At 68.0% G+C, this 25,158-nt stretch carries 25 protein-coding genes; 16 read left to right on the forward strand and 9 right to left on the reverse strand.

The features are described 5' to 3' along the window. Positions 1 to 28: 28 nt before the first annotated feature. Entirely contained in the window at positions 29 to 421 is a 393-nt protein-coding gene (locus LQ564_RS19395; RefSeq protein ID WP_231059757.1) for a hypothetical protein, read from the reverse strand. 40 nt (positions 422 to 461) lie between these two features. After that, complete coding sequence (locus tag LQ564_RS19400) at positions 462 to 839, reverse strand: hypothetical protein (protein WP_231059758.1); 378 nt, start codon at positions 837 to 839, stop codon at positions 462 to 464. A 202-nt stretch (positions 840 to 1,041) separates the two neighbouring features. Between LQ564_RS19400 and LQ564_RS19405 the strand changes: the two genes are divergently transcribed. From LQ564_RS19405 to LQ564_RS19420, 4 genes are all read left to right on the forward strand, one after another. After that, entirely contained in the window at positions 1,042 to 3,924 is a 2,883-nt protein-coding gene (locus LQ564_RS19405; protein ID WP_231059759.1) for a PAS domain S-box protein, read from the forward strand. A 198-nt stretch (positions 3,925 to 4,122) separates the two neighbouring features. Further along, entirely contained in the window at positions 4,123 to 4,497 is a 375-nt protein-coding gene (locus LQ564_RS19410) for a T6SS immunity protein Tdi1 domain-containing protein (RefSeq protein ID WP_231059760.1), read from the forward strand. A gap of 228 nt (positions 4,498 to 4,725) precedes the next feature. Beyond that, positions 4,726 to 5,214 (forward strand): DMP19 family protein, encoded by a 489-nt coding sequence (locus LQ564_RS19415; protein WP_231059761.1) that lies wholly within the window; start codon positions 4,726 to 4,728, stop codon positions 5,212 to 5,214. 333 nt (positions 5,215 to 5,547) lie between these two features. Further along, positions 5,548 to 5,799 carry an energy transducer TonB gene (locus LQ564_RS19420; protein ID WP_269143607.1) on the forward strand — a complete coding sequence of 84 codons (252 nt, stop codon included), beginning with the start codon at positions 5,548 to 5,550 and terminating at the stop codon, positions 5,797 to 5,799. A 102-nt stretch (positions 5,800 to 5,901) separates the two neighbouring features. On the opposite strand, the gene LQ564_RS19425 is transcribed toward LQ564_RS19420, so the two are convergent. The 4 genes from LQ564_RS19425 to LQ564_RS19440 all read right to left on the reverse strand — a co-directional run bounded on the left by LQ564_RS19425 (position 5,902) and on the right by LQ564_RS19440 (position 10,129). Continuing rightward, on the reverse strand, positions 5,902 to 7,131 hold the full coding sequence (locus LQ564_RS19425) for a hybrid sensor histidine kinase/response regulator (protein ID WP_231059763.1): 1,230 nt from the start codon (positions 7,129 to 7,131) through the stop codon (positions 5,902 to 5,904). Continuing rightward, positions 7,132 to 8,295 (reverse strand): PAS domain-containing protein, encoded by a 1,164-nt coding sequence (locus LQ564_RS19430; protein ID WP_231059764.1) that lies wholly within the window; start codon positions 8,293 to 8,295, stop codon positions 7,132 to 7,134. It abuts the gene before it with no gap. Between the two features lie 76 nt (positions 8,296 to 8,371). Then, positions 8,372 to 8,839 carry a MarR family winged helix-turn-helix transcriptional regulator gene (locus LQ564_RS19435; protein ID WP_231059765.1) on the reverse strand — a complete coding sequence of 156 codons (468 nt, stop codon included), beginning with the start codon at positions 8,837 to 8,839 and terminating at the stop codon, positions 8,372 to 8,374. A 51-nt stretch (positions 8,840 to 8,890) separates the two neighbouring features. Then, complete coding sequence (locus LQ564_RS19440) at positions 8,891 to 10,129, reverse strand: metal-dependent hydrolase (RefSeq protein WP_231059766.1); 1,239 nt, start codon at positions 10,127 to 10,129, stop codon at positions 8,891 to 8,893. Between the two features lie 159 nt (positions 10,130 to 10,288). On the opposite strand from LQ564_RS19440, the gene LQ564_RS19445 reads away from it, so the two are divergent. From LQ564_RS19445 to ccoS, 6 genes are all read left to right on the forward strand, one after another. Then, positions 10,289 to 11,842, forward strand: a complete 1,554-nt coding sequence (locus LQ564_RS19445) for a methyl-accepting chemotaxis protein (protein ID WP_231059767.1) — start codon at positions 10,289 to 10,291, stop codon at positions 11,840 to 11,842. A gap of 136 nt (positions 11,843 to 11,978) precedes the next feature. Next, a complete protein-coding gene (locus LQ564_RS19450; protein ID WP_231059768.1) occupies positions 11,979 to 12,782 on the forward strand; it encodes a hypothetical protein in 804 nt (267 codons plus the stop codon). 453 nt (positions 12,783 to 13,235) lie between these two features. After that, complete coding sequence (gene hemN, locus LQ564_RS19455) at positions 13,236 to 14,687, forward strand: oxygen-independent coproporphyrinogen III oxidase (protein ID WP_231059769.1); 1,452 nt, start codon at positions 13,236 to 13,238, stop codon at positions 14,685 to 14,687. Further along, complete coding sequence (locus LQ564_RS19460; RefSeq protein ID WP_231059770.1) at positions 14,684 to 15,454, forward strand: sulfite exporter TauE/SafE family protein; 771 nt, start codon at positions 14,684 to 14,686, stop codon at positions 15,452 to 15,454. Before hemN ends, LQ564_RS19460 begins: the two co-directional genes overlap by 4 nt. Further along, on the forward strand, positions 15,451 to 17,880 hold the full coding sequence (locus tag LQ564_RS19465; RefSeq protein WP_231059771.1) for a heavy metal translocating P-type ATPase: 2,430 nt from the start codon (positions 15,451 to 15,453) through the stop codon (positions 17,878 to 17,880). Before LQ564_RS19460 ends, LQ564_RS19465 begins: the two co-directional genes overlap by 4 nt. 1 nt (position 17,881) lies before the next feature. After that, positions 17,882 to 18,055 (forward strand): cbb3-type cytochrome oxidase assembly protein CcoS, encoded by a 174-nt coding sequence (gene ccoS, locus LQ564_RS19470; RefSeq protein ID WP_231059772.1) that lies wholly within the window; start codon positions 17,882 to 17,884, stop codon positions 18,053 to 18,055. A 63-nt stretch (positions 18,056 to 18,118) separates the two neighbouring features. Here ccoS and LQ564_RS19475 read toward each other — a convergent pair whose 3' ends face one another. Then, the gene (locus tag LQ564_RS19475) at positions 18,119 to 18,517 is read right to left on the reverse strand and encodes a TraR/DksA family transcriptional regulator (protein ID WP_231059773.1); all 399 of its coding nucleotides are present in this window, start codon (positions 18,515 to 18,517) and stop codon (positions 18,119 to 18,121) included. A 122-nt stretch (positions 18,518 to 18,639) separates the two neighbouring features. Between LQ564_RS19475 and ccoN the strand changes: the two genes are divergently transcribed. From ccoN to LQ564_RS19505, 6 genes are read left to right on the forward strand one after another with little or no spacing between them, the layout of a single operon-like run. After that, on the forward strand, positions 18,640 to 20,088 hold the full coding sequence (gene ccoN / locus LQ564_RS19480) for a cytochrome-c oxidase, cbb3-type subunit I (protein WP_231059774.1): 1,449 nt from the start codon (positions 18,640 to 18,642) through the stop codon (positions 20,086 to 20,088). An 18-nt stretch (positions 20,089 to 20,106) separates the two neighbouring features. Further along, entirely contained in the window at positions 20,107 to 20,721 is a 615-nt protein-coding gene (gene ccoO, locus LQ564_RS19485) for a cytochrome-c oxidase, cbb3-type subunit II (protein WP_231059775.1), read from the forward strand. Positions 20,722 to 20,724: 3 nt separating this feature from the next. Further along, positions 20,725 to 20,889: a cbb3-type cytochrome oxidase subunit 3 gene (locus LQ564_RS19490; RefSeq protein ID WP_231059776.1), complete on the forward strand. Its 165-nt coding sequence runs from the start codon at positions 20,725 to 20,727 to the stop codon at positions 20,887 to 20,889. Further along, positions 20,882 to 21,817 carry a cytochrome-c oxidase, cbb3-type subunit III gene (ccoP, locus tag LQ564_RS19495; protein ID WP_231059777.1) on the forward strand — a complete coding sequence of 312 codons (936 nt, stop codon included), beginning with the start codon at positions 20,882 to 20,884 and terminating at the stop codon, positions 21,815 to 21,817. The genes LQ564_RS19490 and ccoP overlap by 8 nt, the downstream gene beginning before the upstream one ends. After that, complete coding sequence (ccoG, locus tag LQ564_RS19500; RefSeq protein ID WP_231059778.1) at positions 21,814 to 23,193, forward strand: cytochrome c oxidase accessory protein CcoG; 1,380 nt, start codon at positions 21,814 to 21,816, stop codon at positions 23,191 to 23,193. The genes ccoP and ccoG overlap by 4 nt, the downstream gene beginning before the upstream one ends. A 15-nt stretch (positions 23,194 to 23,208) precedes the next feature. Then, positions 23,209 to 23,709, forward strand: a complete 501-nt coding sequence (locus LQ564_RS19505) for a FixH family protein (RefSeq protein WP_231059779.1) — start codon at positions 23,209 to 23,211, stop codon at positions 23,707 to 23,709. Positions 23,710 to 23,802: 93 nt separating this feature from the next. On the opposite strand, the gene LQ564_RS19510 is transcribed toward LQ564_RS19505, so the two are convergent. Further along, a complete protein-coding gene (locus LQ564_RS19510; protein ID WP_231059780.1) occupies positions 23,803 to 24,561 on the reverse strand; it encodes a ThuA domain-containing protein in 759 nt (252 codons plus the stop codon). Between the two features lie 52 nt (positions 24,562 to 24,613). Next, positions 24,614 to 25,102, reverse strand: a complete 489-nt coding sequence (locus LQ564_RS19515; protein WP_231059781.1) for a hypothetical protein — start codon at positions 25,100 to 25,102, stop codon at positions 24,614 to 24,616. Positions 25,103 to 25,158 lie beyond the last annotated feature (56 nt).

Consider the following 25,158-nt stretch of genomic DNA (forward strand, 5'->3'; position numbering starts at 1 on the left):
AGGCGCTGCACCGGCGCCTGACGGAGGTTCAGGTGCGGCAATCGGCGACCGGCGCCGTCGTGGAGGCGCCGGTTGTATCGGGAGCCGGGGCCGGCGCTGCGGTCGGGCTCACGACAGGCGCCTCCCGCAGTAGCGACTGGATGGTGCGCACGCAGGCGATGGTCGGGGCCCCCGACTGCGCATCGGTGCCCTTGGCGTAGGCGCGCGCGATGCGGGTGGCGACCGGCGCGCCGCCCTCGACCTGCTCGCGGTAGAGGCGGGTCAGGGTCACCACGGTCTCGTGCAGCGCGTGGTGGCACGAGCGCGCGATGTTGCGCCCCGGGCCGTCCAGGCGCACCGAATCCGTGACGATCTGTTCGAGCTGGCGCTCGCCGCGTTCGATCAGCATGGCCACCTGGCCGGGCGTGAAGGTGATTCGCATGGTTGTCCTCGTGTCGCGTGTCGGGTGTCGTTCGGGTTCTTCAAGCCGCTTCCTTGACCGCCGCGCGCGGCATCACGCGCGATGGCCGGACCCGCGGCGGCGGCGGTGGCGGCGCGACCGGCCGGATCTGCGTCAGCGTGCCGGCGAAGGGCGTGGCCCCGTCGTCGATCTCCACTTCCGGCAAGGCGGGCTCGCCGCCGGCCGCCGCCAGGTACTGGGCGATAGCGATTCTGACCAGCGTGCGGTTGGTGAGTTCGGATTTGATCCCGACTTTCCGGCTGCGATGCACGAAGGTCACCGTGACGCCGTCGGGACCGGTGATCTCGACCTTCTTCGGCAGCGAAAAACCGTAACGCCCGCTGGCCCAGAGCTTCACCAGGCAGGCACCTTTGTGTGGGGTTGAGAAGCTGAAGTTCATAAGCAAAATCCTAATCCCGGCTGAGTGTCTGCACGATTCGAAATTGTTCCAAACCGTAACGGGCGAAATTTTCGTTTCCTCCGGTAACGGCTTCGAAGGATTTTCTATCGGGAGCGCAAGCTTTCCCGGCGCCCCGGTTATACTGCCCGCCACCCTCCCTGACCCGGCTTCGCCCATGCTATCTGGAGAATGCGACACCTTCATGTCCACCGCCTTCCTGTCCGGCGGCGGCGAAATGGGCGCCCTGATGCGCGCCCGCGACTGGCATGCGTCGCCGCTGGGCACGCCCGCCGGCTGGCCGCCGGCATTGAAGCACACCGTGCGCCTGATGCTGGGCGCGCGCCACCCGATGTTCCTGTTCTGGGGCCCGGAGCTGGTCCAGTTCTACAACGACGCCTACCGCGCCACCATGGACGGCGCCCGCCACCCCGCCGCGCTCGGCGCGCGTGGCCGCGACTGCTGGACCGAAGCCTGGCCGATCATCGGGCCGGAGATCGAGGACATCCTGGCGGGCGGCCCCGCCACCTGGCACGAACGCAAACTGGTGCCGCTGCTGCGCGACGGCATGCTGCGCGACGCCTGGTGGACCTACGGCTTCAGCCCGATCGAGGACGACGGCGGCATCCAGGGCGTGCTGGTGGTCTGCACCGACGTCACCGAAGAACACCAGAACCGCCTCGCCCTGCAGACCCTGAACCTGCGCCTCGAGGAAGAAGTCGCGGAGCGCCGCCGCGCCGAGCGCGAGCTGGCCGCCGCCAAGGGCCGCAGCGACGTCGCGCTGCAGGAGGTCAGCCGCACCTCCGAACAGCGCCGCCGCCTGTACGAAACCTTCCTGTCGAATTCGCCCGACCTGGCCTATGTGTTCGACCTCGATCACCGCTTCACCTACGCCAACGCGGTGCTGCTGCAGATGTGGGGCAAGACCTGGGATGAGGCGATCGGCAAGAACTGCCTGGAGCTCGGCTATCCCGACTGGCACGCCGAGATGCATGGCCGCGAGATCGAGCAGGTCAAGGCCACCAGGAAGCCGATCAAGGGCACCGTGCCCTTCAACGGCACTTTCGGGCGCCGCATGTACGAATACATCTTCGTGCCGGTGATCGGCCCCGACGGCGAGGTCGAGGCGGTGGCCGGCACCACGCGCGACGTCACCGAGCGCGAACTGGCGGAAGAAGCGATCAGCCGCAACGAGCAGCGCTTCCGCTCGCTGATCGAAGCCTCGACCCAGGTGGTCTGGCATTGCGGCCCGGACGGATCGATGGAAGCCGACTCGCCGACCTGGCGCGCCTACACCGGCCAGACCTATGAAGAATGGCGCGGCTTCGGCTGGACCGACGCCGTGCATCCGGACGACCGCGCGGCCTGCCTGGCCCACTGGCGCCGCTGCATGGCCGAGGGCCGCGTCTACGAGGCCGAGCAGCGCGTGCGCGCGCTCGGCGGCGAATACCGCTGGACCGCCGCGCGCGCGGTGCCGATCTTTAACGAGGACGGCGCGATCCGCGAATGGGTCGGCACCACCACAGACATCCACGACCGCCGCCAGGCTGAACTGGATCGCCAGCGCTTCGTCTCGCTGGCCGAGCGCAGCGAGGACTTCATCGGCATGGCCGGCCTCGACCTGAAACCCTTCTTCCTGAACCAGGCCGCGCTGCGCCTGGTGGGCGCAAGGTCCTACGAGGAAGCCCTGAACACGCCGGTGCAGGAATTCTTCTATCCCGAAGACCGCGCCTTCATCCGCGACGAATTCCTGCCGCGCGTGGCGCGCGAAGGCCACGCCGAGACCGAGGTCCGGATGCGCCACTTCCGGAGCGGCGAGCCGGTCTGGATGATTTATACCGTTTACGTGATTCGCGATGCCGACGGCCGGCCGGAAGGCTACGCCACGGTCAGCCGCGACATCACCGAACGCAAGCTGGCCGAGGAGCGCCTGCGCCAGGCCACCGTCGACCTGCTCGACGCCAACGGCCGCAAGACGCGCTTCCTGGCCACCCTCGCGCACGAACTGCGCAATCCGCTGGCGCCGCTGCGCACGGGCCTGGACCTGATGCAGCTGCCCGGCGCGAGCCAGGAGGCATTGGGCCGCGCACGCGCCATGATGGACCGCCAGCTGCGCCAGATGGTGCACCTGATCGACGACCTGATGGACATCGCGCGCATCGACAGCGGCAAGATCGAACTCAAGCGCGAACGGGTGGCGCTGGGCACAATCGTCGGCGCCGCCATCGAGGGCGTGATGCCGATGGTGGAGGCGGCCGGCCACGATCTCGCGGTGGCGTTGCCGGAAGAGCCGCTGTGGCTCGACGCCGACCCGACCCGCCTGGCGCAGGTGCTGGCCAACCTGCTCACCAATGCCTGCAAGTACACGCCCGGCGGCGGCCGCATCGCGCTTGCGGCGCGGCGCGAGGGCGGCGACGCCGTGATCGAGGTGCGCGACAGCGGCATCGGGATTCCGCCGGATGCGCTGGAGAGCGTGTTCGAGATGTTCAGCCAGGTCTCGCAGAACATCGGCCGCGCCCAGGGCGGCCTCGGCATCGGGCTGGCGCTGGTGCGCAGCCTGGTGCAGATGCATGGCGGGACCATCACGGCGGCCAGCGCCGGCGCAGGGCAGGGCAGCACCTTCACGCTGCGCCTGCCGCTGGCGAGCCTGGCGACCGCGCCTGCCGCACGTCCTGACGGATCGGAGCGCGGCGAGGCGACGCCCGTGGAAAGCGGCCTGCGCATCCTGGTGGCCGACGACAACGTCGATGCGGCCACCATGCTGGCCGCGGTGCTCACGGCGCGCGGCCACCAGGTGACGCTGGCGCACGATGGCGAGGAGGCGCTGGCCAGTGCGCGCGCGGATTCTTTCGCATTGCTGATCCTGGATGTGGGGATGCCGGGCCTGTCCGGCTATGAGGTGGCGCGCGCGGTGCGGGCCATGCCGCACCTGGACGGCGCGCTGCTGGCCGCGCACACCGGGTGGGGGGCGGAACATGACCGCAGTGAAGCACTGGCTGCGGGGTTCGATGCGCATCTCACCAAGCCGGCCGGGCTGGATGAGATCGATGCGCTGCTGGCACGCTTGTGTGGCGCATCCTTCGACTAATCAACGGTGCCGTAAGACCCCAAAGCAACTGGGGGGCTTGTCCTCCCACCGTCAAGCTCGTACAGTGAGCCAAAACTGACTGTCAGCTATCGGCACCGGAGCGGGCATATGGAATGCGTGATTGGGGGGCGAAGCGTGCAGTTACTTGACGAGGTCCGAAGCGCTTGGGGATGGGTAGGCATCGAGCAGGTCGACATCATGGATGACAACGAATTCGGCAACCTGATCTTGAGAGACGTGCGCGGGCAGTACTGGCGTCTATGCCCGGAAGATCTTTATTGCGAGGTTGTAGCGAGCGGTCGAGAAGAACTGGATGGCTTGGCCACGAACCAGGAGTTCCTGTATGACTGGTATATGCGAGATTTGGTAGACCAGGCTTTTCAACGGTTCGGCGCGTTAGCTCCAGGGCGAAAATACTGCCTGAAGATCCCTGGAGTACTCGGCGGTGAGTACGGCGGAGATAACCTCGGCACGATCGCGTTCGATGAACTCATCAGAGCCTCCGGTCATCTTGCCCAGCAAATTGCCGGTTTACCGGATGGGGCATCAGTCAAGCTTTCCGTTTATGACTGAGGTTTGGCGGACCGGTACCACGACAGTTCACAAAGCGTCGATAGCCGCGGGTCTCGAGAGCCTGCGATTTCTTATCTCGGCAACTTGCTATGCCGAGTCAGACGGGCGGATTCGCGCCAATAGCAGACGTTGAGATCGACGGGCTAACCGGGTCGACCCATGCGCCAGTCACTGGATACGTTGGTTTCGCCGGTGCCAATGTCCGACGAAATCGCTAGGAGTTCATGCGTGATTCAATCCTTCTTCGATAAAGCGATTGATTACTCCCAAACGTTCCTTCGGGAATTCGACGGGAACGCCGCACGCTTGTCTGAACCTATGCGAACCGTTGTCATCGTTACTGCAGCTCAAGGCATCATCGATAACGGCGGCCTCGAATACTTTTTCGAAAACGACTTTCCACACAATCCGCCGTATTCGATGTTTGTTGAAGCGTTTCGCCAAATCGGAGCTGATACGGTAGCCGCATGTATCGAGGATGCGGCTGATATGTTTCCGTTTCCCGACCCGCACCTGCATGAAGCGCAGCGGCGACTGTGGATGGGTTCAATCAGGGATAACGAGACCCATGATTTTGCGCTTCTCAGTAATAAGGCATGCGGCGACGAGGTGCCCTATGAAAAACTTGAAGAATTCGTCGGGCGCAACCGGGCTGCTTTCACAGGAATGAATTTGTCAACCGGTAGAGACACTGAAAACGATCCGACTAGCCTATAGGAACCAAAGCGCCAATCAGTCTCTCGCCTGGAAGCCAAAGTCCGCTCTGGGGAGCTTGCTGTCCTTTGTGACAGTCCGCGCTTATTGAGCGAAGGAGACCTGCTATGCTTGGCTCATCGCCATCGAAGTTGCTATGTAGGAAACCACCTGATGTATCAAGTCTCTAACACGCAAAGTAGTATGCAGGCCACTCTGTATCGAAGCCTATCTTGCTTCGTAGTCACTGCCGCGATCGTTGCGCTTCCCTGCAAAGCACAAACAGACACCTCACCCAACAGTACCGCGTCTGAGCAGGCTGATGCGCTCCCCAAACTTCGCTCAGCAATGCCAGTCATGCCCTGCAAGAGACCGGCGTGGTCCCGCGAAGCGATTGAGAGACAGATGACTGGAACGGTGACAATGAAGTTCCTGATTGACACTGATGGCACTGTGCTCGATAAAGAGATCGTCAAGTCGAGTGGGCACAAAATGCAAGACAAAGCTGCCTTGGAGGCTACTGCTCGATGCAAGCTTGCTGTAGCGCCGCAAGATGGCCAGCTTGAGAAGGAATGGGTATTACTCCAATACGTCTGGACGCTGGATTAGCTTGGCGTGACGCTGTCTGGGAATCCGCCCAGATGCGTCGTTTCCACCTTGGGACCACTTCAAGAATCGTCGACAGCCTGGCCCGAAACTCCCGGCGGCAGTTCAGACACCGTGCCCGGACAGCGTGTCCCCGATCGCCTCCACCAGCGCCTCCAGATTAACCGGCTTGACGAAGTGATGATCGAACCCCGCGCCGCGCGCCAGCACGCGGTCGTGAGCCTGACCATAGCCGGTCAGCGCCAGATAGCGCGCCGGCCGCGCATCTCCCAGTTCCTGCAGGCGCCGCGCCAGCGTGTAGCCGTCGATGTCGGGCAGGCCGATGTCGAGGATGAAGACGTCCGGCCAGTCGGCTTCGGCCAGCGCCAGCGCGGCGCGCGAGCCGTGCGCGGTGGCGACCGTATGGCCCAGCGAGCGTAGTACGTCGGCCAGCGACAGCGCGGCGTCGACGTTATCGTCCACCACCAGGATGCGCCGCGCCGGCCCCGCGCCGGAAGCGCGGACCGGCAGCTCCTCGCCCTGCGCATCCGCCGGCGCCGCCACGCTCGGCAAGGTAACCGCGAAACAGCTGCCCTTGCCCAGCCCCTCGCTATGCGCCTCGACCCGGCCGCCATGCAGCTGCACCAGGCTGTGCACCAGCGCCAGTCCCAGTCCCAGCCCGCCCTGCGAACGGTCCGGCGTGCGCTCGGCTTGCGTGAACAGCCCGAACACGTGCGGCAGCATGGCGCGGTCGATGCCGATGCCGTCGTCGCGCACCGAGACCGTCACGCTGTCGCCGTGCGCCTCGACCGCGAGCACGATGGTGCCGCCCTGGGCGGTGTACTTGGCGGCGTTGTTGAGCAGGTTGACCAGCACCTGCACCAGGCGGATGCGGTCGCCCAGGATCCAGGCCCGCGCCGGCCCGTAATGCACCACCAGGTGGTGACGGCGCGCGTCGATCAGGGGGCGCGCCTGTTCGACCGCGCTGGCCGCCACCAGGCACAGGTCGACCCGCTCGCGTTCGAGTTCGACCAGGCCGCGGGTCACCCGCGAGACGTCGAGCAGGTCGTCCACCAGCGACGTCATGTGGCGCACCTGGCGGACGATCACCTCGCTCGACTGGCGCACCCGCTGCGGGTCGTGGGCGGTCATCGACAGCAGCTGAGCCGCGTTGCTGATCGGCGCCAGCGGGTTGCGCAGCTCGTGCGCCAGCATCGCCAGGAACTCGTCCTTGCGCCGCGCCTGGGCGCGCAGCTCTTCCTCGCCGGTCTTGTTGTCGTGAATGTCGGTGAGGGCGCCCATCCAGCGCGTGGGCCGGCCGGCTTCGTCGAGCCAGGCTTCGGCGCGGTTCAGCATCTAGCGGAATTCGCCATGGCGATCGCGCATGCGGTGCTCGACCTCGTAGGGCGCGCCGCTGGCGAGGCTGGCGCGCCAGCGCGCTTCCAGCAGCGGCAGGTCGTCGGGGTGGACCAGGGCGAGCCAGCCGTTGCCGCCGATCCGCTCTTCAAGCAGGCCGGTGAATTCGTGCCAGCGCGAGTTGAGGTAATCGTTGACGCCGTCCGGGCCGGCCGACCACACCAGCTGCGGGATCGCATTCGCGATCAGGCGGAACTTCGCTTCGCTGACCTGCATCGCGCGCTCGGCCGCCGCCTGGGCCTGTTCGGCGCGCTTGCGCTCGGTGATGTCGACCGCGATGCCGGCGAAGCGGCGCGCGCCGGTCTCGGGGTCGGCGAACACCTTGCCGCGCGCATTGACCCACACGTCCACGCCCGAGAGTTGCGGAATGCGGTACTCCACATCGTACAGGGTCTCGGTCAGGATCGCGTGGTCGATCGCGGCCAGCACGCGCGGCCGGTCGGCCGGATGGATCATGTCGGTGAAGCGGGTCAGCTCGGTGCCGTCGCGCGCCAGGGCCGCGTCGACCTGGAACAGGCGCGCGAAGCGTTCGTCGACGTGGGTGGCGGCGGTGCCGAGATCGTAGGACCAGGTGCCGATATTGCCCGAGGCTTCGAGCGACAGCGCGAGGCGCTCCTCGGCCTCCTTGTGTCGGGCCAGCGCGCGCAGCTTGTCGGTGACTTCGATCACGGTGCACATCACGCCGCACACCGCCCCGGTCTCGTCGCGCGCCGGACTGTAGGAGAAGGTGAACCAGGCCTGTTCCGGATAACCGTGGCGCTCGAGCCGGGTCGCGAAATTCTCGAAGAAGAAGGACTCGCCGGCCATCACGCGCCGCGCGTAGGGGCCGACGGAGTCCCAGGCCTCGGCCCACACATCCGGCAGCGGGCGGCCGAGCGCGTCGTCGGCCTTCATGCCGAGCAGGGGTTCGTAGGCGTCGTTGTAGATCAGCGCCAGGTCCGGGCCCCAGGCCAGGAAGGTCGGGAAGGACGAGCCCAGGATCAGGCCGAGCGAGGTGCGCAGGGCCGCCGGCCAGGCGTCGATCGGGCCGAGCGGGTGGCGTGTCCAGTCGCGGGCCGCGATGCGGGCGCCGGCGGCGCCGCCGTTGGAGAGAAAGGCATGCATGCTCACATCGGTTCCGGATAGGCGAAACCGCGCATTGTACGCAACATTGGCGGCGGGGAGCATTCCCGAGCCCGGTTCATTCCTGCACGGCGGGCAGTTCGCCAGGGGCGTGCAGGCCGCTGTCGACCACGGCGCGCATGGTGGCGAGCAGCTGGGCGCCGCGGTCGGCGCCGAACTGTTCGTCAAAGCGCGCCTGGGCGCGGCGCCAGGCCGGCAGGATCTCTTCGACCTTGGCGCGTCCCAGCGCGGTGAGCTCGACCACGCGCTCGCGCCGGTCCTGCTCGCTGGGCCGCACGGCCACCAGTTCGGCGCGCACCAGCGGCTGCAGGTTGCGCGCCAGGGTAGTGCGGTCCATGACCATGCCCTGGGCCAGGCGGCTGACGGTGGCCGGGCGGCTGCGCAGGCGCGACAGGATCGCGAACTGGGTCACGCGCAGGCCGGAGCCGGACAGCATCTGGTCGTAGAAGGAGGTGACGTAGCGCGAGGCCTGGCGCAGCGAGGAGCAGTAGCAGGCGGTGGCGGGCAGGGGCAGGTCGGGGTCCATTGCGGCAGTATAGCCGCAGCGGCGCGGCGCCGCCCGCCTGCCGCCGCCGTTTCATCCGGGCCGGTCCCAGCCAAGCAGGTCGGCGCGCGGATAGCCCCAGCCTGGCAGCGGCGCCGGGCAGGGCGCGCCCTGCCGTTCGGCATAGGGCAGGGTCGAGAAGTTCGGCTGGTCCGGCGCGCCGAAGCGCACGTCGGTCGCCACACCGCCTGCGAGCGCGGGCACGCGGGCGAAGCGCAGCCAGGCGTCGAAGTGGCAGTTATCGCGCTGCAGGGCGCGGAACTCGGCCACGCTGCGGGTCTGGCTGAACTTCCATGCCAGCGCAGGCTGCTCGCTGCCGGGCTGGCCGCCGAAACGCACCGGGCAGCTGGCCACCGGGCTCAATCCGGGCGCCAGGCTGAGCACGCCGACCCGCACGGCATAGTTGCCCGGTCCATTGCCGCCCGCCGCATCCTCGCTCACGGTGGCAAACGACCAGCACAGCGGATTGGCCGGGAACGACGACAGCGGAATGTCGAACACGCGCGCCCCCGGCGCCAGCTGCGCCAGCGCGGCGCGGACCTGCGCGCGCGCCTGCACGCCGGCCAGGCCCTGCACGCCGACGAAACCGAGGCACAGCGCACACGCAGTCAGCAGCCCCGCACGTCCGCCGCAGCGATGGTGGGCGGCCCCGACCGCCAGGCCGATCGCCGCCAGCAGGGCGAGCGAGCCCCACTGCAGGAAGCCGAGCCAGGTAAACACCAGCGGCGTCGCCGCGAAGAAAGCCAGCAGCGGCCAGCGCAGGCGCGGCCCGCGCGGCAAGGCCACGGCCACCCCGAGCGCCGTCCAGAACACCGGTTCGACGATGAACACCAGGTCGCCATACAGCCAGCGCGAATCGAAGGGGTGGAAGGGATGCACGCCATACACATTGAGCGCGTCGAAGGACAGGTGCAGCACCATGCCGAGCAGTGCGGTAGCGACGACGGCGCGGCGCGTCCGCCCATCCTCCCTCACCAGGCGCCGCGCGCCTGGCCACAGCAGCCACAGCATCGCCAGCAGCAGGGCCACCTGGGGCAGGGCGTACAGCAGGGTATGGGTATGGCCGCGATGGTGGATCAGGTAGCCGAGCGGCGCCGGCAGCAGCGGCGTCAGCACCAGGTCGAGATCGGGGAAATTACTGGCCAGCAGGCCGGTCGCCAGCAGCAGGCGGCGACGGGTCCGCCCGCGCGCCGGATCGCTGGGGGCGGGCAGGGCGCGGTCGACCAGTTCGCCCAGGGCGAGGCCGACGAGGGAATGTGTCAGGTTGTCCATATCTCACAGAGTACACGAATCAACAGTGATGTAAATCAACTAAGTCAGGAGAAAAATCCGGGACGATTCTTCCAATTTTTGATCCATGTCAAAAAGTCCCATTCTCCTGCCTATCGTCGGGCGTTAAAATTTGCCCATGAGAAACAAAGGAGAGTCGTAGTGAGAAGCAATCTTCCGGTGACCGGCATCGAATACGTATTAAAAGAAGGCCAGTCCATCGTCTCGAAGACCGATACCAAGGGCCGCATCGTCTATGTGAACCCGAGCTTCGTCGAAGCCAGCGGCTTCAGCGAAGCCGAGCTGCTCGGCAAGGCGCACAATATCGTGCGCCATCCGGACATGCCGCCGGAAGCCTTCGCCGACCTGTGGACGACCCTGCAGGCGGGCGAGCCCTGGACCGGCCTGGTCAAGAACCGGCGCAAGAACGGCGACTTCTACTGGGTGGTGGCGAACGTGGTGCCGGTCAAGGAAGGCGGGCGCGTGACCGGCTACATGTCGGTGCGCACCGCGCCCACGCGCGAGCAGGTCAAGACCGCCAGCGAGCTGTACCGGCAGATCCGCGCCGGCGAGGCCAAGGGCGTGGCGATCCGGCGCGGCGCCGCCGTGCGCACCGGCTGGCGCGAGCGCCTGAACCGCCTGCGCCGCCTGCCGCTGGCGCGGCGCCTCGGCATCATGATGGCCAGCCAGTCGCTCCTGATAACGGCGCTCGGCGTCGCCGCCGACGGCCTGGTGTGGAAAATCCTGTCCGGCATCGGCGTGGCCGCCACCCTCGCGGCCTGGGCCGAACTGCAGCGCAGCATCGCGCGTCCGCTGCGCGACGCCACCGCCGCCGTCTACGCGCTGGCCGGCGGCGACCTGTCGCACCCGGTCGAGGCGGGGCGCGACGACGAGATCGGCCGACTGCAGCTCGCGCTGCGCCAGCTGAACGTCAACCTCACCGCCATCGTCGGCGACGTGCGCCGCAACGTGGCCTCGATCGAGCACGCGACGCGCGAAATCGCGGCCGGCAACGGCGACCTCGCCAGCCGCACCGAAGCCCAGGCCGCCAGTCTGGAGCAGACGGCTACGAGCCTGGCCCAGATCGCCCAGGCGGCCGGCCACAACCTCGAGAGCGCGGTGCGCGCCGACGGCATGGTCGAGGCGGCGTCCAGCGTGGCCGGCAGCGGCGGCCAGGCGGTGACCCGGGTCGGCGCCACCATGGAGCAGATCAGCGCCTCGGCCACCCGCATCGTCGACATCATCGGCCTGATCGACGGCATCGCCTTCCAGACCAATATCCTGGCCCTCAACGCCGCGGTGGAAGCGGCGCGCGCCGGCGAGCAGGGCCGCGGCTTCGCGGTGGTCGCGGGCGAGGTGCGCAGCCTGGCGCAGCGCTCGGCCGCCGCGGCCAGGGAAATCAAGGCGCTGATCGAAGCCTCGGTGCAGCACGTCGGCGCCGGCAATGCCCTGGTGGGCGACGCCGGCCAGACCATGCGCGAGGTGGTCGACTCGGTGCGCGAAGCCGCCGCCATCATGCACGGCATCACCGGCGCCAGCCGCGAGCAGGGCCTCGACATCGCCCAGGTGAATGCCGCGATGGCCGCGCTGGACGGGATCACGCGCGAGAACGCGGCCCTGGTCGAGGAATCGGCCAACGCCTCGAACCAGGTGGCCGACGAGGCCGCCCAACTGGTGCAGGCCCTGTCGGTGTTCAAGTTCGGCAAGGGCAGCTGAGACGGGCCGCGTCGGGTACATGCACGGCGCTTCAGTCGTTTGATACAAATCAAATGACCGCTGAATCCGCTTCCTACACTGATGCTGAGTCGAGCGCTTTGCAATTTCGCAAAGCGCGATTTCCCTGGAAGCGATCATGCACGCCGATCCCCATGTCACCGCACCGTCACCGGCGTGGCTCAACTACCTGGCCGCGGTCGCCCGCTTCCCCCTGCGCGACGCCCGCCCGCTCGCGCTGCGCCTGCACATTCCCTCGTTCGCCGGCGACGCCGATCCCGACGGCGCCCTCGACACCTATCTCGGCTACCTGAAGCGCGAAGCGGCGATGCACGCGGTGCTGCTGGCCGGCGTGAGCACGATCCGGCAACTGAGCTTCGAAGGGGCCGGCGCCAGCCAGCTGCCGGAGTGCCGGCTGGATCCCCTGCTGGCGCACCTGCGCCGGCAGTTCCGCTTCCTCGACGGCGACACGGCCGAACACGAGGCCACCATCGACCCGGGCGGCGTCACGCCCGGGCGCCTGGCGCGCCTGCGCGCGCAGGGGTTCAGCCGCATCCGCTTCGAGCTCGATGCCGCCGGCACCCATGCCGGCCAGCTGGAAGCGCAGGTCGCGGCCGCGCGCGCCGCCGGGCTGGGCACGGTCTGCATGGCCTTTCCCTTCGGCGCGCCGGACCAGGAGTTCGGGCAGCTGCGCCGGATGCTGGGAGCGGTCCTGGCCGCCGCGCCGGAGCGCGTGCTGCCCTGCCACCGTCCCGGCGCCGGGCGCGATGAGGACACCATCACCGCCGGCAGCGTCGCTCAGCGCATGCTGCAGCTGTGCAGCGACCACCTCGACATCGCGTCCTATGCGCCAAGCGGCGCCGACGGCTACGTGCGGCTGCGGGGTGGGCGCGCGCACCGGCTTCGGCGCGCCGGCCTGCCGCAACGTGGGCGCCCTGTATGACTATTACGCGCTGCTGGACCGCAACGAACTGCCGGTGGGGCAGCTGTTTCAATGGGAGCAGACCGAGCCTGATGCCCTTCAGTCAAGCGCCGTCGGGATACCGTAGAGGGTGTGAAAAAACCGCTATTGCAAGGCGCCGAGTCGAAGACAGTACACTCGTACGGCGAGACGAGGCAACGCAGCCATGGACGAATTTTTCACACACTCGTAGGGTGGGCGCTCCCGCTCCCACGCGTTCAACTAGTAGAGGCGTCGCCTCGATGCATCCGTGAGTTGAACGCGTGGGCGGAGGCCCGCGGGGCCGCCCAGGCCCACCCTACAACCTGTTTTAGGGAAGCAGACTGAGTCGTATTTGATGCAAGTCAAGGATTTTCGGGACGCAAATCAATAGACTGCCTGCTATTCGAGCCGGTTTGCAGTTCCGCAAACCGGGCGTAGCAGGAGTAGATTGACATGCATGCAACAGCGCTTCCCACCCCGGTCCAGCCGGCCTTCGCGGCGCCGCCCGCCGCCGTCCACCAGGGCGTCGAATTCGACGCCGACCTGTTGCGGCGCCTCGGCAAGTCGGGCCCGCGCTACACCTCCTACCCGACCGCCGACCGTTTCGACGATAGCTTCGGCTACCGCGACTACCTGCACGCGGTGGCCGGCCTGCGCACCCGCGGCGGCGCGCGCCCGCTCTCGCTCTACCTGCACATTCCCTTTTGCGACACGGTCTGCTACTACTGCGCCTGCAACAAGGTGGTCACCAAGAACCGCGAGAAGGCCGCGACCTATCTGGCCTACCTGAAGCGCGAGATCGCGATGCAGGCGGCCCTGCTGTCGAGCAGCAGCGAGGTCGAGCAGCTGCACTTCGGCGGCGGCACCCCGACCTACCTCAGCGACGAGCAGATGGAGGACCTGACCTCCCACCTGCGCCGCACCTTCCGCTTCGCGCCCGACGCCGCCGGCGAGTACGCGATCGAGGTCGACCCGCGCACCGTCTCGCCCGCGCGCGTGCACAGCCTGCGGCGCCAGGGCTTCAACCGCATCAGCCTGGGAGTGCAGGATTTCGATGCGGACGTCCAGCGCGCCGTCAACCGGGTCCAGCCCGAATCAGATACCCGCGCCGTGATCGACGCCGCCCGCGCGGCGGGCTTCCGCTCGGTGAGCATCGACCTGATCTATGGCCTGCCGAAGCAGACCCTGGACACCATGCGCGCGACACTGGACAAGGTGGTGGCTGCCAGCCCGGACCGCATCGCGGTCTACCACTACGCCCACATGCCGCACCTGTTCAAGCCGCAGCGCCGCATCATCGACGCCGAGATGCCGGACAGCGCAACGAAACTGGCGATGCTCCAGCTGTGCATCGAGCGCCTGGACGCCGCAGGCTATGTCTACATCGGCATGGACCATTTCGCCAAGCCGGACGACGACCTCGCCGTGGCCCAGCGCCAGGGCCGCCTGCACCGCAACTTCCAGGGCTACTCGACCCATGCCGACACCGACCTGGTGGCCTGCGGCGTGTCGGCGATCGGCGCGGTGGGTGCGACCTACAGCCAGAACGTCAAGACCCTGGATGCCTACTACGACCTGCTCGACCAGAACGAGCTGCCGGTGGCGCGCGGCGCCCGCCTCGGCGTGGACGACCTGCTGCGGCGCAGCCTGATCCAGAAGCTGATGTGCCAGTTCGAGGTCTCGATTCCCGCGCTCGAGCAAGCCTTCCCGATCGTGTTTCGCGACTACTTCGCGCCCGAACTGGCGCGCCTGCGCAAAATGGAAGAGGATGGCCTGCTTACCATCGGCGCGGAGTGGCTGACCGTGAGCAGCAAGGGCCGCCTCCTGATCCGTAACATCTGCATGGTGTTCGACCGCTACCTGGCCGCGCGGCCGGATGGTCCGCGTCACTCGCAGACCGTATGAACACGCTCCACGGCATCGGCCTCTTGCCCGTGTTCCTGGTGGGCCTGCTCGGCAGCGTCCACTGCGCCGGCATGTGCGGCGGGATCGTCGCCGCGCTGTCCGTGCCGCTGCCGGCGCGCGCCTTCCCGGTGCCGGTGCGCACCGTGGGCGCCTACAGCTGGGAGTGGCCGGCCGCGGCCAGCCATGTCGCCGCCTACAATGCCGGGCGCCTGTCCAGCTACGCGATGGCCGGCGCGCTGGCCGGCGGCCTGGCCGGCGGCGTGGGGCGCCTGGCCGGGCTGCCGCTGCTGCAGGCCGGCGCCGGCTGGGCCGCCAACCTGATGCTGGTGGCGCTCGGCCTCTACCTGCTGGATGCCTGGCGCGGCCTGGCCTGGCTGGAGCGGGGCGGGCGGGTGTTGTGGCGCCGGATCTCGCCCTTGCTGGCGAAGATCGGTCCCTTCGATTCGCCCGGCCGCCTGTTCGCGGCCGGCGCCTTGTGGGGCTGGCTGCCCTGCGGCATGGTGTACAGCGTGCTGGCCACCGCCATGCTGAGTGGCTCGGCCAGCGGCGGCGCGGCCGTGATGCTGGCCTTCGGCCTCGGCACCCTGCCGATGCTGGCCGCGATCGGCATGGCCGGGGTGCGCCTGCGCACCGTGCTGCAACTGCACGCCGTGCGCCGCGCCTGCGGCCTGCTGGTGCTCGGCTTCGGCCTGCTCGGTCTGTGGCGCGCCGCGGGCGGCATGCCCGCGAGCGTCTTCGACATCCTGTGCATCGGGGCGGCGCAATGAGCGCCGTGCTCGCGCCGGCCATGCGCGACGCGCGGGACGCGGGCAGCGAGCCGCTCGGGTGCTACCACTGCGGCCTGCCGGTGCCGCCCGGCAGCCGCTGGGAGGCGCGGGTCGGCGGCGCGGCGCGCAGCATGTGCTGCCCCGGCTGCGCGGCCGCGGCCGAGGCCATCGTGGACGGCGGCTTTGGCGGCTATTACAAGAACCGCACGGAATTCGCGGCCACCGCCGGCGGCGACGCCGACGCGCCCGAGCTGGCGCTGTATGACGAGGCCGGCGAGGAAGGGGAGGGCAGCTTCACCATCGAGGGCGTGCGCTGCGGCGCCTGCGTCTGGCTGGTCGAGCGCCGCCTGTGCGCGCTGCCTGGCGTGCGCGAAGTGGCGCTGAACGTCGCCCTTGGACGCGTGTTCGTGCGCTGGGATCCGGCGCTATGCCGCCCGAGCGTCATCGTGCGCGCGCTGCGCCGCATCGGCTACGCCGCCTATCCCTATGAGGCGCACCGTCACGACGACGCCCTGCGGCGCGCGCGCCGCACCTTGCTGCGCCAGCTGTTCGTGGCCGGCCTGGCGATGATGCAGGTGATGATGTATGCGGTGCCGGTCTACCTGGCCGACGACGGCACCATGGACGCCGACATGCGCGCGCTGATGGGCTGGGCCTCGTTCGCCCTGACCCTGCCGGCCGTGCTGTATTCGGCGCTGCCCTTCTTCCAGGGCGCCTGGCGCGACCTGCGGCGCGGCATGCCGGGCATGGACGTGCCGGTGGCGCTCGGCATCGCGGCCGCCTTCGCCGCCAGCTGCGCCAGCCTGGTCTCCGGCGTGGGCGAGGTCTGGTTCGATTCGATCACCATGTTCATCTTCCTGCTGCTGGGCAGCCGCACCCTCGAACTGGAAGCGCGCCGCCGCGCCACCGAGGCGCTGGACCGGCTGCGGCGCGGCGCCCCGGCCTCGAGCCTGCGCCTGCGCGGCGACCGGCTGCTGCGCGACACCGAACTGGTGCCGTCCGCGCGCCTGGCGCCGGGCGACCTGGTGCTGGTCAAGCCGGGCCAGGCGGTGCCGGCCGACGGTGTGGTGATCGAAGGAGAGACCGACGTCGATGTCTCGCTGCTGAGCGGCGAGAGCCAGCCGCGCCCGGCCGTGGTCGGCGACGCGCTCCCTGGCGGCGCGATCAATGCCGGCCAGGCCATCGTGGTGCGCGTCACCTCGACCGCGCACGAGAGCACGCTGGCGACCCTGGTGCGGCTGGTGGAGCGCGCCGGCCAGGGCAAGCCGGCGCTGGCGCTGTGGGCGGACCGCGTCGCCGCCTGGTTCGTGGTCGCGCTGCTGCTGCTCACCGTGGCGGTGTACGCGGTGTGGCAGGTGCTCGACCCGGGGCGCGCCTGGCAGGCCGCGATCGCGGTGCTGGTGGTGAGCTGCCCCTGCGCCCTGTCGCTGGCCACGCCGACCGCGCTGGCCGCGGCGACCGACCGCCTGCTGCGGCGCGGCGTGCTGGCGGTGGCGCCGCATACCCTCGAGACATTCGAGCGCGCCACCCACGTCGTGTTCGACAAGACCGGCACGCTCACCCACGGCTGCCCGCGGCTGCGCCGGGTGCTGCCGGTCGGGGAATTGCATAACGAGATCTGCCTGCGCATCGCCGGCGCCCTGCAGACCGACAGCGCGCACCTGCTCAGCGCCGCGATCCGCGCCGCCATGCCGGAGTCCGGCCTGCAGGCGCGCGAGCTGCGCTTCGAGATCGGGCGCGGCATCGAGGGCAGCATCGACGGCGTGGTCTACCGCATCGGCAGCGCGCCCTTCGTCGCCGAACTGGCGGGCGGCATGGCGCGCACGGCCGCGCCGCCGGGCATCACCACGGTGTGGCTGGCGCGCGCCGGGGCCTGGCTGGCGCGCTTCGATCTGTCCGACAGCCTGCGCGAGGAAGCGCGAGAGGTGGTGCGGCGCTTCCGCGATTGCGGCAAGACCGTGGTGCTGCTCAGCGGCGACGAGCAGGGCGTGGCCCAGGCCGTGGCCAGCCAGCTCGGCATCGCCCATGCCTACGGCGGCCGGCTGCCGGCCGAGAAGCTGGCCTTCGTGCGCGAGCTGCAGAAGGGCGGGGCGGTGGTGGCGATGGTCGGCGACGGCGTCAACGACGCGGCGGTGCTGAAGGGAGCCGACGTGTCCTTCGCGATGGGGCGCGGCGCCGAGCTGGCGCAGCTGCATGCGGACGGGGTGCTGCTGGGCGAGGGACTGGGGCCGCTGGCCGATGCGGCCGAGACGGCGCGCCGTACATTGCGGATCGTGCGCCAGAACCTGGCCTGGGCCACGGTCTACAACCTGGCCGCGATTCCGGCGGCGGCGAGCGGGATGCTCAATCCCTGGCTGTCGGGGATCGGGATGGCGCTCAGTTCGGCGGTCGTGGTGCTCAATGCGCTGCGGTTGAGGAGAGGGTGAGATGGAGGCGTTGTATTTGCTGGTGCCGCTCAGCGTGATGCTGGTGGGGCTGGCCTTGTGGGTGTTCTTCGGGGCGGCGGAGAGTGGGCAGTTCGAGGATCTCGAGGGGCCGGGGCTCAGGATTCTGGTTGACGATGACCGGGTGGGGGCCGACGGCGCGGCGGAGCATCGGTGAGTTGAACGCGCGGACGGCGTTCGATGCGCGGCAATTCAAACTGCCCAGGTGGAGCCGTCCACCCTACATGGAGGGGCCGCGGCCGATGTGCCGGTCGTGCTCGAGCTCTTGCTGGCACTCGATGCACAGGCGAACCGTGGGCGTGGCCAGCAGGCGCGCTTCCGGGATGTCGCGCCCGCAGGATTCGCAGATGCCGGCGCCGCCGGCTTCGAGCTTGCCGATGGCGACGTCGATCTCGTGCAGCAGGGCGGTTTCGTGGTCGGCCAGGTGCTGCTCGTTGTGACTCAGCATTTCCGCTTGGGGAGCGTCATCGCTCTGGCCCTGGTGCGCCAGCGGGCCGATGCGCGGCGCTTCATCGTCGGGCGACTCGGTGCGGCCACGCACGGTCTCGAGCAAGTCCATGCGCGCCTGGTGCAGGCTCGCCTTCAATTGTTCCGACACGGATTGCGATAGCGGCGGCATAGCGTTTTTCCTGTTCGCTGAGCTCATCTGAAACTGAACAATTTGATTCAGATCAAGGATTTTTACAGTACGAAAAACGACACTCCTGATTGTCATCCACAAGGACTTTTCAGGAGAGCATCTTGGACACCAGTCTAAACTATAACTACAAGATCGTGCGCCAGTTTGCCGTCGCCACGGTCGTGTGGGGCGTGATCGGCATGGCCGCCGGCGTCTTCATCGCGGCCCAGCTCGCCTGGCCCGCACTCAACTTCGATACCCCCTGGCTCAGCTACGGCCGCCTGCGTCCGCTGCACACCAACGCCGTCATCTTCGCCTTCGGCATCTGCGGCCTGTTCGCCACGTCCTACTACGTGGTGCAGCGCACCTGCCAGGTGCGGCTGTTCTCCGACCGGCTGGCCGCCTTCACCTTCTGGGGCTGGCAGGCGGTGCTGGTGTCGGCCGCCGTGTCCCTGCCGCTGGGCTTCACGCGCGGGAAGGAATACGCCGAGCTGGAATGGCCGATCGTGCTCCTGATTACCGTGGTGTGGGTGGCGTATGCGGTGGTCTTCTTCGGCACCATCGTCAAGCGCAAGGTCAAGCACATCTACGTCGCCAACTGGTTCTTCGGCGCCTACATCCTGGCGGTCGCCATCCTCCACGTGGTCAACGGCGCGGTGATCCCGGTGTCGGGCATGAAGTCGTATTCGGTGTATGCGGGCGTGCAGGACGCGATGATCCAGTGGTGGTACGGCCATAACGCGGTCGGCTTCATCCTGACCGCCGGCTACCTCGGCATGGTCTACTACTTCATCCCCAAGCAGGCCGAGCGTCCGGTGTATTCCTACCGCCTGTCGATCGTCCACTTCTGGGCCCTGATCTTCACCTATATGTGGGCCGGCCCGCACCACCTGCACTACACCGCGCTGCCCGACTGGACCCAGTCGCTCGGCATGGTGTTCTCGCTGATCCTGCTGGCGCCGAGCTGGGGCGGCATGATCAACGGGATCATGACCCTGTCGGGCGCCTGGCACAAGCTGCGCTCGGATCCGATCCTGAAGTTCATGATCGTCTCGCTCTCGTTCTACGGCATGGCCACCTTCGAGGGGCCGATGATGTCGATTAAAACGATCAACTCGCTGTCGCACTACACCGACTGGACCGTCGCCCACGTCCACGCCGGCGCCCTGGGCTGGGTCGGCTTCATCACCATGGGCTCGATCTACTACCTGATTCCGCGCATGGCGGGCAAGCAGCGGATGGCCAGTGTCGCCCTGGTCGAGACCCACTTCTGGGTCGCCACGATCGGCATCGTGCTCTACATCGCCTCGATGTGGATCGCCGGCGTGATGCAGGGCCTGATGTGGCGCGCGGTGAACCCGGACGGCACGCTGACCTATACCTTCGCCGAGAGCGTCAAGGCCACCTATCCCTATTACGTGATCCGCTTCACCGGGGGCTTGCTCTACCTGTCCGGCATGGTCCTGATGGCGTACAACACCTGGCTGACGATGCGCGGCACCCGCAGCAGCGACGCGCCGATCCCCGGCATCAAGCCGCAGCTGGCGCACGTCGAAGCGGCGCACGCCTGAACCTGGAGCACGACGAACATGAAATTCACCCATGAATGGATCGAGAAGAACCCCTGGCTGCTGATCGGCCTGGTGCTGCTCGTGATTTCCTTCGGCGGCCTGGTCGAGATCGTGCCGCTGTTCTTCCAGAAGTCGACCACCGAGCCGGTGGCCGGCCTCAAACCCTACTCGCCGCTGCGCCTGGCCGGCCGCGACGTTTACATCCGCGAGGGCTGCTACAACTGCCATTCGCAGATGATCCGGCCGTTCCGCGCCGAGACCGAGCGTTATGGCCACTACTCGGTGGCCGGCGAATTCGTCTACGACCACCCCTTCCAGTGGGGCTCGAAGCGCACCGGCCCCGACCTGGCGCGCGTGGGCGGGCGCTACAGCGACGAATGGCACCGCACCCACCTGGACAACCCGCGCGACGTGGTGCCGGAATCGAATATGCCGGCCTATCCGTGGCTGGCCGGCGCCAAGCTCAATCCCGCCGAGATCGTGCCGAAGATGCGCGCGATGAGGCGCCTGGGCGTGCCGTACACCGAAACCGAGATCACCGCCGGGCCGGGGGAACTCGATGGCAAGACCGAGCAGGATGCGCTGATCGCCTACCTGCAGGGGCTGGGCACCCAGATCAAGACGAGGAATTAGAACATGGCACTCCAACAGATTTTCGACAGCGCGAGCAGCGTGATGACGGTCATCAGCTTCGTCACGTTCGTGGGCATCGTCGCCTGGACCTACCTGCTGCGCAAGCGCAGCGATTTCGACAGCGCCGCGCTGCTGCCCTTCGCGGACGAGGAGGGCGACCGTGGCTGATTTCTTCAACGGCTTCTGGCACTGGTACATCGCCGTCATCACCGTGCTGTCCATCCTCGGCTGCGGCATCCTGCTGTGGACGCAGTCGACCCACCGGGTGAAACTGCGCGCGGACGGCACGCCGGAGAGAACCACCGGCCACGTCTGGGACGAGGATCTGACCGAACTGAATACGCCGATGCCGCGCTGGTGGATCGTGCTGTTCTACCTGACCATCGTGTTCGGCGCCGGCTACCTGTTCCTGTATCCGGGCCTGGGCGCATACACCGGCAAGTTGAACTGGAACTCGGCCGGCGAATACAAGGCCGAACTGAAGCAGGCGAGAAACGACTTCGGCCCGCTGTTCGCCAAGTATGCCGGCCAGGACATCGAGGCGGTGGCGCGCGACCCGCAGGCCCACGCCATCGGCGAGCGTCTGTTCCTGACCTACTGCGCCCAGTGCCACGGCTCGGACGCGCGCGGCAGCAAGGGCTTCCCGAACCTGGCGGACCAGGACTGGCTGCACGGCGGCGAGCCCGCCACCATCAAGCGGACCATCATGCAGGGCCGCGTCGGCGCCATGCCGGCGATGGGGGCGGCGCTCGGTTCGGACAAGGACATCGAGAGCGTGGCCCACTATGTGCGCAACCTGTCCGGCCTCACCGCCGACCCGATCAAGGTCGCCTTTGGCAAACCGAAGTTCGCCGCCTGCGCCGCCTGCCATGGCCCTGAGGGCAAGGGCAATCCGCTGCTCGGCGCGCCCAACCTGGCCGACAAGGTCTGGCTCTACGGCGGCAGCCAGGAGACCGTGATGGAAACCATCCGCAAGGGCCGCAGCAACACCATGCCGGCCTTCGGCGAGTTCCTCGGAGAAGAGAAGGTGCACGTGCTGGCGGCCTATGTGTGGAGCCTGTCGAATCAGCCCATCGTGACGGCTGAAGCAAAATGACTGTTCAACAGGAAGCGGTCATCCGCATGTACGCGGCGCGCGAGGAGATCCATCCGCGCGAGATCAAGGGCCGCTACGCCTCGCTGCGCTGGGCCTGCGTGTGGCTCACCCAGCTGCTGTTCTACGGCCTGCCCTGGATCTCGATGCACGGCCGCCAGGCGGTGCTGTTCGACCTGGCCAGCCGCAAGTTCTACCTGTTCGGCCTGGTGCTGTGGCCGCAGGACTTCATCTATCTGGCCGCGTTGCTGATCCTGTGCGCCTACGGGCTGTTCCTGGTGACGGCCGTGGCGGGGCGGGTATGGTGCGGCTTCGCCTGCCCGCAGACGGTGTATACCGAGATTTTCCTGTGGATCGAGCGCCGCTTCGAAGGCGCACGCAGCGCCCGCATCCGGCTCGCGCGCCAGCCCTGGACGCTGGAGAAGATCGCGCGCAAGGGCGGCAAGCACGCGGCCTGGTTGCTGGTGGCCGGCTGGACCGGCTTCACCTTTGTCGGCTACTTCACGCCGGTGCGCGAGCTGGGCGCCAGCATCGCTTCGTTCGGCCTGGGGCCGTGGGAAACCTTCTGGGTGCTGTTCTACGCCTTTGCCACCTATGGCAACGCCGGCTGGATGCGCGAGCAGGTCTGCAAGTACATGTGCCCCTATGCGCGCTTCCAGAGCGCGATGTTCGACAAGGACACGCTGATCGTCAGCTACGACGCCGCGCGCGGCGAACCGCGCAATCCCCGGCAGACTGTTCCAGGGGCGGGCGACTGCATCGACTGCAGCATGTGCGTGCAGGTCTGCCCGACCGGCATCGACATCCGGCGGGGCCTGCAGTACGAATGCATCGGCTGCGCCGCCTGCGTCGACGCCTGCAACGGCGTGATGGACAAGGTGGCGCGCCCGCGCGGCCTGATCCGCTATGCGACCGAGAACGCGCTGGCCGGGCGCCTGAGCACGGCCGAAGTGCGCCGCCGCATCCTGCGCCCGCGCGTGCTGGTCTATACCCTGGTGCTGGCGGTCCTGGGCATGGCGATGGTGGCGTCGCTGGCCTTGCGCAATCCGCTCAAGCTCGACGTGATCCGCGACCGCGGCTCGATGGGGCGCGAGGTCGAGGACGGGATGATCGAGAACGTCTACCGGCTGCAGCTGATGAACACCCTGGAGTCCCCGCAGCGCCTGCGCATCGCCGTCACCGGCATCGTCTCGGCGCAGGTGGTCGAAGGCGAGGTGGTCGAGATCGGCCCTGCCAGCACGCGCGCGGTGCCGGTGCGGGTGCGCATCGGCCCCGGCCAGGCGATGCCGGGCTCGAACCGGATCGCGTTCAGCGTGGCGTCGGCCGACGGCCATGGTCTGCAGGTGAGCGAGGACGCCGTCTTCCTCGTGCCGAAATAAGGAATGGAGAACGACATGTCGACGAACGCTCCCTGGTACCGCCACCGCTGGCCGTGGTTCCTGATGATCGGTCCGGTGGCCGTGGTGGTGGCCGGCGCGATCACCACCTGGCTGGCGCTGAGCCGGCCGGATGCGATGGTGGTGGGCGACTACTACAAGCAGGGCAAGGCGATCAACCAGGAACTGCGGCGCGACCGCGAGGCAACCCGCCTGGACCTGGCATTCGAGGCGGCCTACGAAAGGGAGAAGTTGAAAGGACGATTGACCAGCCATGGCCAGGCGCTGGTGGCGCCGTTCCACATCCGCCTGGCGCATCCGACGCTGCCGGAGCGCGACCGCGTGCTGGAGGCCTTGCCCGATGCGCGCGGCCGCTTTTCGGCGGCGGCGCCGGGGCTGCAGGCGACGAACTGGCAGGTGGTGATCGAAGGCGGGACGGCGCAAGGCGCCTGGAGGCTGGCGCGGTCGTGGCGCCCGAACAAGGAAGCGACGCTCCTGATTCGGGCGGACCGGGAATAGCGTGCTGTTCTGTTGTCTTGCTCAGGCGCTGGAGGCTCCAGCCGGATTTGACGAGATCGGCATTTGGACTGGATCGGGCACCACATTAAATACTCACTCGGCCTTGAAACCGCGTCCCGTCGCCGCCCAGTAGATCCCGCCATACAGGTGATGCAGGAACACCGGATCGCGGTAGCTCGCCGCCATGTGCCCCAGCGCCGTATAAAAGGCGCGTCCGCCGTCGTAGGACTGGTACCAGCTGACCGGGTGGAAGGCGCCCATCCCGCGACTTTTCGCGGTCTCGGGCCGGTAGCTGCTTTCGTCGACGGTGAGCAGGTAGGTCAGCTTGTCCGAGGTGGCGGGCCCGAACTCGTACCATTCGTCGGTGAACAGGGTGCGCGGCGCGAAGCGTTCCATGCCGGGGAAGTTGCGTTCGCGGACTTGCAGCACCGCGGTCTGCACCGCCGGATGGACCTTGAACATGTGGCCGACCATCTTCGTGTACCACGGCCAGCCATACTCGGTGTCCGAGGCGCTGTGCACGCCGACGAAGGCGCCGCCCTTGCGGATGTAGCGCTCGAAGGCCGCCTGCTGGGCCTCGTCGAGGATGTCGCCGGTGGTGAGCAGGAAGATCACGGCCTGGTACTTGGCCAGCTCGGCGTCGTTCATCACGCGGTTCGCGTCGGCGGTCCAGAACACGCCGAAATCGTGCAGCTTGCCCAGTTCCTGCACCGCGCTCACGCCGGCATTCACGGCGTCGTGGTGCCAGCCGGCGGTCTTGGTGAACAGCAGGACCTTGAACTGCTCGGCCTGGGCTGGCGCGGCGCCGAGAAGGGCGCCCAGCAGCGCGATTTCGGTGAAAGAAAATTTCATATGCATGCCAGAATTTACCTGAGCGGGGAGTGGGTGGTGATGGACCGGCTGTTCAAGGACCGCGCCGCACCAGCGGGGACGTCACGGTGGCCAGCGGGGACGTGAGCGTTGCCGTCAGCGGCGGCGACACCGTGTCCAGCGGCGAGGAAAAATGGCGCGTCCGCCCGGTCCAGCGTACCGGCGGCGCCTCGGGCGCCGGCACAGGCGCCATGCCGGGCTCGGTCCACGTCCCCTTGTCGAGACGGTATTCGGCGCGCGCCTTCAGCGCACCCGCGAGGCTGCCATGCTCGAACAGGATCACGATCCGCTCCGGCTCCGCTTCGATCGACACCAGGCGTGCGTGGTAGGTGCCGGGATCGGTCTGGCACCATTGGCTGAAGGGCGCACCCGCATCGCCCATTTCGCCATGCCGCCGTTCCAGCAGCTCGCGCACCTGGGCGGGCAGGCTGGCCAGGGTCGCGGGTTCGGCCGCGGCGGCGTCGCCCTGCTGGCCCGGCGCCGACAGTGCCAGCAGGGCGAACGTGAAATGCAGGATGCGCATGCTTGTTCTCCAGGATGGGAATGCCCTAGTCTGGCATCGTCGGCCAGCGTCCGTCA

The sequence above is a fragment of the Massilia phyllostachyos genome (genome assembly GCF_021044825.1).
Classification (GTDB): Bacteria; Pseudomonadota; Gammaproteobacteria; order Burkholderiales; family Burkholderiaceae_D; genus Telluria; species Telluria phyllostachyos.